The sequence below is a fragment of the Streptococcus sp. k-378 genome (genome assembly GCF_013277505.1).
Classification (GTDB): domain Bacteria; phylum Bacillota; class Bacilli; order Lactobacillales; family Streptococcaceae; genus Streptococcus; species Streptococcus pseudopneumoniae.
The window spans coordinates 1-2,705 of sequence record NZ_VMNC01000153.1 but is presented as its reverse complement, the minus strand read 5'-3'; the positions used below and the strand labels follow the sequence as shown (position 1 = coordinate 2,705).

2 protein-coding genes are annotated in these 2,705 nt (G+C 34.3%); both read right to left on the bottom strand.

The features are described from left to right. A partial coding sequence (locus tag HT719_RS10970; RefSeq protein WP_172929217.1) for a restriction endonuclease subunit S occupies positions 1-995 on the bottom strand: 995 nt, incomplete at its 3' end. A gap of 12 nt (positions 996-1,007) precedes the next feature. Then, a complete protein-coding gene (locus HT719_RS10965; protein WP_000627747.1) occupies positions 1,008-2,501 on the bottom strand; it encodes a class I SAM-dependent DNA methyltransferase in 1,494 nt (497 codons plus the stop codon). Between the last annotated feature and the right edge of the window lie 204 nt (positions 2,502-2,705).

Below are 2,705 nucleotides of genomic sequence, written 5' to 3'. Positions count from 1 at the left end.
AATTGTGATTTGTCGACCAGGGCTACAAAGTCTGCGAACTCATTTTGGAGGGCTAGAGGGGGGAGGATATATTTCTGATTTTCTAATGGTTTTTGAGTTATCTTTGGTTGACCTGAGAAATCAGCAAATTTACTAAAATCAATTACTTTCATTAATTCTAATAAAAATACAAGATTGAAATCGGAATTCTTAAATTCTTTTATATATATAGCATTGTCACTTATCCATACCTTACCGTGGGTAGTTCTTACATTACCACAATATGCACCTACACGACCAATGATGATAGTAGGATTATCAATTAAATATTTTCGACTTTTCCAAGCAATGCCATTTCCACCATAGGCAGGATAACCTTCAAAAACTCTATCATGTTTATCAAGAAATTTTCCACTTGAAAATTTAAAACACTGTTGTCCCGTTTTTACTGCAAATTTCTTGTTATTATTTAAAGGATCCCCAAACATCTCGTTAAATCGGGATTTGACGAGCTCGTTAAATTTTTCTGATTGAATTTTACGAAAATCATAAATTTGACTTATCGTATTTAGTTTTTTTGCAATTAGCTTTTGTTCTAGTTTATTAGGCAATACAAATGAGATATCTTTTATTTTAGCTACTGAAAGATGTTTCACTGTAACAAAAGGGGTCTTATCTTCAATTTCTTTTAAAAATTTAGGAATCAACCAAGATATATAACCTTCATCTACACTTTTATCCGTAATTTTAATTTTACAGACACGTTGATTAAGTAGCGCTAAATCCCCCTCCCATTTTTTCAATATAAAACTGCCATCCATTGTAATCAATAAGTCTCCATTTTTAATAAGATATTCTTCGGAATAAGTTCCTTCAAAGTAGGTATCAGAAAAACCTCTTTCTACATCTCGAATTCGTATTAAGGGGAGACCAATTTTGTTATCATTAAATTGTGATGATTTAAAAGCGTAACCAGATAAAATCTCACAAACTTCCCCCAACTTCACTTTTTTCATACAGCCACCTCCCTACTTGAGTAATTCTTCTAACTCTGCTAAGCCAGCTTGAATTTCTTTTTCTAAATCATTGATTTTCTTTAAGATGACTTCTGTTGGTTCATACTCAACTTTTTCATACTCAATCTCTTTATATTTATTGATAGACAAATCATAATCATTTTCCTTTATCTCAGCAACTGGAACAAAGAAAGATTGATCCGTTCTCTGACGTTCTGCTTCTTTTTCAAGATGATGAAAGCGTTCGATAATATCTGGAATATCATTGTCGCTAATCGGTTGTCGCTTATCATCCAAACTTAAGCCATCCGCTTTCATATCGTAAAACCAGACCTTGTCAGTACCACCATTGCCAGTTTTTGTAAAGATGAGAATGGCAGTTGAAACTCCAGCATAAGGCTTGAAAACACCACTAGGCATTGAGATTACAGCATCAAGCTTATGGTTCTCTACAATTTCCTGACGAATTCCTTTATGAGCTTTAGACGAACCAAAAAGGACACCATCAGGTACGATAACTGCTGCTCGTCCACCTGGTTTTAAAGTTCGCAAGAAAAGAGAAAGAAAGAGTAATTCTGTTTTTTTGGTTTTTACGGTTGCAAGAAGGTCATTAGAGGTTGAATTGTAGTCAAGTGAGCCCTTAAAAGGAGGATTTGCTAAAACCAAAGTATATTTATCGGCTTCTTCATTATCTTGAGACAGCGAGTCAAGGTAACTGATTTGTGGATTTTCTACTCCATGTAGCATCATGTTCATCGCCCCAAGTCTCAACATAGTCGTATCCGTATCATTTCCATGAAACATCTGATTATGAAAATGATTGATATTATCTGTATTGGTTTCCCATTCATCTTTCTTACGCTTTAAGTAACGGCTAGCAGATACTAAGAAGCCAGCAGAACCCATAGCAGGATCTGAGATAATATCTTTGATGGTCGGTTGCATCAACTCAACCATCATATCGATGATGTGACGAGGTGTACGGAACTGTCCATTTTTACCTGCGGTCGACAATTTTGATAACAGATATTCATAGATATCTCCGATATCAGTAATACTTTGTTTGTCATTATCAAAATCTACATCTAATCCCCTAGTTGGAAAAACATCTAAGATAGAAATTGCCTTTTGAAGCGTAGCAGGTTTATTTATTTGAAAAATAGCTTCTCGCATATATCGTGAAAAGGCTGTATCATCTGTATCTCCCTTGAGATTTTTAATAAACGGAAAAATCTCCTGAGTCATTAAACGATAAACTTCCTGAGCATCTCCTATATTTTTAAAAGTTGACCAACGGTATTCAGGTTTATCTTTTGGAAAAACTCCCTCATAAGGAATCCCTAGAAATTCAGCATCACTTTCACGTCCAAGCTCGACACTATCCAAATCTTTCATAAATAAGAGATAAGTCAACTGTTCAATATTTGTTAAAGGATTTGCGTTTCCTTCTGTCCAAAGAATTTCCCACAACTGATCGATTTTATTTTTTAATTCGCCTGTAATCATATCTTCCCTTTTCTTTAGTTTTTAAAACTTAGTAATATCATTATTTTATCAGATTTCAAACAAAGCTTCAATTAACTATATCTATGCGTCACCTGAATATTTTATACTCTTCGAAAATCTCTTCAAACCACGTCAGCTTCACCTTGCCGTAGGTATATGATACTGACTCTGTCAGTTCTATCCACAACCTCAAAACCATGTTTT